The following is a 5,942-nucleotide window of genomic DNA, read 5'->3' as shown; positions in this document are numbered from 1 at the left end:
ACGCCGGGGCGGAGATCACCATCGAGGGCGGGCGTGCCGGGCCGGTGAAGCCGGTCGCCGCCAATCGCGGCACCATGGTCGAGGTGCGCGACCTCTTCTTCGCCACGCCGGCGCGGCTCAAATTCATGAAGAGCGAGCGCGCCGAGACGGCGGCGATCACAGACGTCGTCAAGCGCGTCGCGCTCGCCTTTCCCGGCGTGCGCTTCACCCTTTCGGGCAGCGACCGGACGACGCTCGACCTTCCCGCCGTGCCGGAGGACGGTGACGGGCTCGTGAAGCGCCTGGCGCAGGTCCTCGGCAGGGACTTTGCCGACAACGCCCTTGCCATCGACGCCGGGCGCGAAGGCGTGAGCCTCAAGGGCTATGCCTCGATCCCCTCCTTCTCGCGCGGCAACGCGCTCCACCAGTTCGCCTATGTGAACGGCCGGCCGGTGCGCGACAAGCTGATCGCCGGCGCCATCCGCGGCGCCTATATGGACGTGCTGCCGCGCGACCGCCATGCGGTGACGGCGCTGTTCCTCGAGCTCGACCCGGCCCTGGTGGACGTCAACGTTCATCCGGCCAAGGCGGATGTGCGCTTCCGCGATCCCGGGCTGGTGCGCGGCCTTATCGTCGGTACCATCCGCCAGGCGCTGGAGGAAGGCGGCCTGCGCGCCTCCACCAGCGGCGCGTCGGCGATGCTGGAAGCCTTCCGCACCCCCGCTGGAAGCTATGCCAGTAACGGTGCGGCACGCCCTTCGGGCGCGCGCCATCCCGGCAACTGGAGCCTTGAGACCTCGCCCAACCGGCCGCTCGAGCCCATGACGCCTGTGCCCGCGGCGCCGGCGGGCTTTGCCGAAGCGGAACAGGCGGCCTTCGACGTCGGCGCGGCGGTGAGCGCCGATGCCCGGCCCGCATCCGAAGGCGAGGATGTCCGGCTCAGGAACCATCCGCTCGGCGCGGCACGCGCCCAGGTGCACGAGAACTACATCGTCGCGCAGACGGCGGATTCGCTGGTCATCGTCGACCAGCACGCCGCGCACGAGCGGCTCGTCTACGAAGCGCTCAAGCAGGCCATCCATTCGCGTGCGCTCCCCTCGCAGGGATTGCTGATGCCGGAAATCGTCGACCTGCCGGAGGAGGACGTGGCGCGCCTTGAAGCGCATGCGGACTTTCTCGCGACGCTCGGCCTGCGACTGGAGCGCTTCGGGCCGGGGGCCGTGGCCGTCCGCGAGACGCCGGCAATGCTTGGCGAGGTGGATGCGGCGAGCCTCGTGCGCGATCTGGCCGACGAGATCGCCGAGAACGACACGGCGGCCGGTCTCAAGGAACGGATCGACCACATCGCCGCCACCATGGCCTGCCACGGCTCGGTACGCGCCGGCCGGCGGCTGAAGCCGGAGGAGATGAACGCGCTTTTGCGCGAGATGGAAGCGACGCCAGGCTCGGGCACGTGCAATCACGGGCGGCCGACCTATATCGAACTGAAGCTGGCCGACATCGAGCGGCTGTTCGGGCGGCGCTGAAGACGGTCCGGGTTTAAACGCACAGCCGCGCCGGCATCCCGGGCGAGCCGCTTGACGAACCGGCCGTGTTTGGCGCAAAGCGGATGAAAAAGAGGCAATTGGCATGAACCGTTTCGAGGGGCCGGGCGCCCGGGAAGCACGCATTCGATATCTGGACGGCGATTTCCAGGTGTTGGCGCCGGGCACCTTCGTGCGCTGCGCCGTCACGGGCGATTCCATACTGCTGGAAGACCTGAAGTACTGGAGCGTCGCCCGCCAGGAGCCCTATCGGGACGTGCAGGCCTCGCTGGTACGCGAACTGGAATGCGATCCGGATCTCAAGAAGCCGCGCTGAGGCGGCCAAAGGTGGGTCCCTGCCGCAACAATTTGAGAAGAATCCGAAAATTTCGATGGAAGGCCTGCTGCCCGCTATGCTTGTTGTGTGAAAGTGTGATAACTAGGCGTAGTTGTTATTCGCTCGCATAATCGTTTGAGGGGGCATCAGGATTGTGCGAATGCGCGCCCCGGTTGGCTGACATTCCCGGGACCGGCCTCGCTTCGTAAAAATCTCAAATGCCCCCATGTATCTGGCCCGGCATCGCATGGAATTCGTCCCACCCGCTGTCCTCCTCCTCTTCGGAGCCGCGTTCTTCGGCATACGTGCCCTGGAACGGAAAATCTGGTTCGCAATGAGCCTCGCCACCGGCTTTTGCCTCCTGGCGTTCGCCATGCTGTCCCAGGTGGCGGAAATCCCGGCGAATATCGGCCACAACAGCCTGACCGCCGGCCTTCTTTACACGGTCGGCATGCTCCTGGTCTCCAACGGCATTCTCGAACGTTCCGACCGCCGCTTTCCCTCCTGGCTGGCGGCCCTCTATCTCGTCGGCATCGTCGGCGGGCTGTGGTACTTCTACTATGTCTATCCGAACCTCATCGGCCGCATCTATGTCCTGAATTTCGGTCTGGGGCTGATCCTGCTCAACGCCTGTTTCCTGGCGCGTTTCCTGGCCGTGGGGACGCGGACCGACAGGGCGCTGTTCTGGCTTCTGGCCGGTTTCGGCGCGCATTTCCTGCCCAGAACGCTTCTGACGATCAATTCGGTCTCCCCGGGCACGACGCCGGGCGAGTTCGAGCAATCGGTTTTCTGGAAGACGATCCTTCTGACCACCCCCATTCTTGGCGCCTTCGCGGGCTTGAGCATCCTCGGCGTCCTCGTCGTCGACATTGTCACCAAGCTCAGGCACGAACGCGATCTCGATCCGCTGACCGGCGTGCTCAACCGCCGCGGGCTGGAACGCCGGGTAGGACGGTTGTGGGGGATGGGGCATGCCGGGCAGTCAGGCGTCGTGGCGGTCTGCGATATCGACAAGTTCAAGGCCGTCAACGACATGTTCGGCCACGGTTTCGGCGACACCGTGCTGAAAAGGTTCGCCGCCGTCATTCGCGACAACACGCGGCGCCACGACATCGTCGCGCGTTTCGGCGGCGAGGAGTTCGTCCTGATCCTCAAGGATATGGAGGAGGATCAGGCTTTCGCCCTGACCGAGCGCGTGCGCACGGCGATCGAGAACACCAGTTTCGGCGCCTCGGTCGGGCGGAAATCGATCACCTGCAGTTTCGGGCTTGCCAGGATCCGCCCCGGAGAGCCGTTCGGAATCACGCTCAGCCGCGCCGACAAGGCGCTCTACGCGGCCAAGAGCGCCGGCCGCAACCGCACGCTCGCGGAGTGGCTGCCGGACATGATCGAAATTCTGACCCTGCAGGAACGCAAGGCGTCATAGTCACCGGCTTCGGCGAATGATCCGAAATGGAAACGCGGGAACCTCCGCGCCGGGGGTTCCCGCCAAATACCGTTCGGGCCGGTTTCCTTTATTTCAGGCGGCGGCGAGTGCCGCGATACGGGTCTCAGCCCGCGACAGGGCGGCCTGCTCGGCCTCGGCCCCCATGGCCACGCCCTCCACGCGGATGACCTCGATGTCGGTCAAGCCGACGAAGGAAAGCGCCGACTTCAGATAGGGGACGGCATGGTCGAACTGGGCGGCCGGACCGTCCGAATAGACACCGCCGGAAGCGACGACGAGATAGACCTTCTTGCCGTGGATCAGGCCTTCCGGCCCCTTGTCCGTGTAGCGGAAGGTGCGGCCGGCGCGCAGCAGGTGGTCGATCCATGCTTTCAGCGTGGAACTGATGCCGAAATTGATGAAGCCACTGGCGATGACGATCGCATCGGCGGCGAGCACCTCGTCCACCACCGCATCGGAACGGGCGACGGCGCGGGCCTGTTCGGCCGTGCGCTCTTCCTCCGGCCGGTAGATCCCCGCGGCGAAGTCCGGATCGATATGCGGCAGCGGCGCGCGGACAAGGTCGCGATGGACGATTTCGGACGCCGGATCGGCAGCGGCCAGATTGCGGACGAGCTGCTTGGCGACGCGGGTCGAATGCGACGCGTCGCCGCGCGGGCTGGATGTAACGAGCAGGATCGATGTCATTGCGTGTCTCCTCGGTGGGCTCATGCCTGTTTGCCGAGGTGAATTTGGCGATCGAAGCCAATCGTGAAAACTGGTAAAATGTCGAGCGTTCCTATCGAAAAAATGGATGATTTGAGATGGATGCCCACCCGACCCTCGACCAGCTCGAAATCTTTCTGACCGTGGTGGAGGAAGGCGGCTTCTCGGCCGCTGCGCGGAAGCTCAATCGGGCGCAGTCGGTGATAAGCTACGCGATCTCCAACCTCGAAGCGCAGCTCGGGCTGAAGCTGTTCGAACGCGCAGGCACGCGCCAGCCCCGGCTGACGGAAGCCGGCAACAGCCTGCTGGAGGACGCGCGGCGGATGATCGGCAGCCTGCAGATGCTGCGCGCCCGCGCACGCGGGCTTGCCCAGGGGCTCGAGGGAGAAGTCCGGCTGGTGGCGGATCTGCTCGTTCCCATGCCGGTGCTTACCGCGGTGCTGGACTCCTTCCGGGAGGCCTTTCCGACCGTAGGCGTGCGTCTTCTCACCGGGGCGCTCGGCGCCAGTGCGGAAGCCGTTTTGAACCGTGACGCCGACATCGGGATCGTCGGCGGCGTGATGCTCCCCCACCCGAACCTTGTCAGCCGAAAAGTGGGCGAAAACCAGGTCCTGCCCGTCGCGGCGCCGTCACACCCGCTTGCGCATGCGGGAAGCTCCGTCCCGATCGCAGTCGTCCGCGAGCACTTCCAGATCGTCATCAGCGATCTCAGCAGGCGGACGGAAGGCCGCAACTTCCATGTCCATGCGCTCAACACCTGGCACGTCAGCGACCTCGCCACGAAGCATGCCTTGATCTCCGCCGGGCTCGGCTGGGGCGGCATGCCGCTCTGGCTCGTCAGGGACGATCTCGAGGCAGGCCGGCTGGTCGAGCTCTCGCTCGAGCCCTATCCGCCGTCGACCTATTCCATGTTCGCCATCCGCACCAACGACAAGCCGTACGGCCCCGCCGCGTCATGGATGGCAAACCGCTTCGAAGCCGCATTTGCCGCCTTCGGCTGGACGGGGACGTGAGTGTGTAGAATTTCGCGCTTTCACTCTCTCTGGCGGCTTCTAACACTTGGCCTACGGCTAAATCGGGAGCTAAACTCAAGGACCCGGCAAAGCCAATTCCTCAGTCCTGCAACATGCGTTCGCGCCAGGCCGTCAGCGTTTCAGCGATGATGCGTTCCGGCGCAGCAGCACTTTCGAACACCGCTTCGACGGGGAGCGGCCGCACGTTAGCGGCGAACTCCCGGACGGGCCCCGGCCCATCGTCGAGACGCACCAAGTCCTTTTCCGTGGTCACGAGCTGCAGGCCCTCCGCTTCGGCCTGGGCGGCCAGTTCGGCCACGTCTTCCTCGCCATAGGGATAGTGGTCTGGAAAGGAGCGCGTGGCGACGACCTCGGCACCCGTGTTGCGCAGCGTGTCATAGAACTTCTCGGGATTGCCGATACCGGCGAAGGCAAGGACGCGCACACCCTTCAGCCCGCGCACCTTGCGCGGCTTCACCCGCGCGGCGAAGACCGGCTTGCCGGCACGGGAGGCGCGGCGCACGACGATCTCTGCGGCGTCCCCCTCTCCCATGGTCACGACGCCGTCTGCATGACGCAACTGATCGATCAGAGGCGCACGCAACGGGCCTGCAGGGATGACATGGCCGTTGCCCAGGCCGCGCCGGGCGTCGACGACGATCAGAGCGAAGTCCATGTGAACGCGTGCACTCTGGAACCCGTCATCCATGATGATGAAATCACAGCCCGCTTCCACCAGACGCCGGGCCCCGGCGGCCCGGTCGGGCGTGACGACGGTGGGTGCGTGGCGTGCGAGCAGCAGCGGCTCGTCGCCGACGAGGCGTGCGGCGTCCTGCTTGGCATCCACCAGGTGCGGCTCGGAAAAGCTGCCGCCATAGCCGCGCGAGAGGAAGCCGACCTTCAGCTTCTGGCGCTTGGCCTCCTTGGCGAGCGCGATG

6 protein-coding genes are annotated in these 5,942 nt (G+C 65.8%); 4 read left to right on the top strand and 2 right to left on the bottom strand.

Annotated elements, in window-relative coordinates:
• From mutL to ACFP9U_RS23280, 3 genes are all read left to right on the top strand, one after another.
• Positions 1–1,505, top strand: a 1,505-nt coding sequence (gene mutL, locus ACFP9U_RS23290) for a DNA mismatch repair endonuclease MutL (protein WP_378625110.1), incomplete at its 5' end; no start/stop codon positions are given.
• A 103-nt stretch (positions 1,506–1,608) separates the two neighbouring features.
• Complete coding sequence (locus ACFP9U_RS23285) at positions 1,609–1,839, top strand: DUF2093 domain-containing protein (RefSeq protein WP_322453912.1); 231 nt, start codon at positions 1,609–1,611, stop codon at positions 1,837–1,839.
• Positions 1,840–2,173: 334 nt separating this feature from the next.
• A complete protein-coding gene (locus ACFP9U_RS23280; protein WP_378625109.1) occupies positions 2,174–3,265 on the top strand; it encodes a sensor domain-containing diguanylate cyclase in 1,092 nt (363 codons plus the stop codon).
• Between the two features lie 93 nt (positions 3,266–3,358).
• Here the strand turns inward: ACFP9U_RS23280 and ACFP9U_RS23275 are convergent, their stop codons facing one another.
• Positions 3,359–3,973 carry an FMN-dependent NADH-azoreductase gene (locus tag ACFP9U_RS23275; protein ID WP_378625107.1) on the bottom strand — a complete coding sequence of 205 codons (615 nt, stop codon included), beginning with the start codon at positions 3,971–3,973 and terminating at the stop codon, positions 3,359–3,361.
• Positions 3,974–4,089: 116 nt separating this feature from the next.
• Here ACFP9U_RS23275 and ACFP9U_RS23270 point away from each other — a divergent pair, with 116 nt between their 5' ends.
• The gene (locus ACFP9U_RS23270) at positions 4,090–5,004 is read left to right on the top strand and encodes a LysR family transcriptional regulator (RefSeq protein ID WP_378625105.1); all 915 of its coding nucleotides are present in this window, start codon (positions 4,090–4,092) and stop codon (positions 5,002–5,004) included.
• Positions 5,005–5,104: 100 nt separating this feature from the next.
• Here the strand turns inward: ACFP9U_RS23270 and lpxK are convergent.
• Positions 5,105–5,942: tetraacyldisaccharide 4'-kinase (gene lpxK / locus ACFP9U_RS23265; protein WP_378625104.1), on the bottom strand; the 838-nt coding region annotated here is incomplete at its 5' end.

It is taken from the genome of Nitratireductor sp. GCM10026969 (assembly GCF_042660605.1).
GTDB lineage: Bacteria > Pseudomonadota > Alphaproteobacteria > Rhizobiales > Rhizobiaceae > Chelativorans.
Note: the sequence above shows the minus strand (reverse complement) of the source record. Positions and strands in the feature narration are given on the sequence as shown.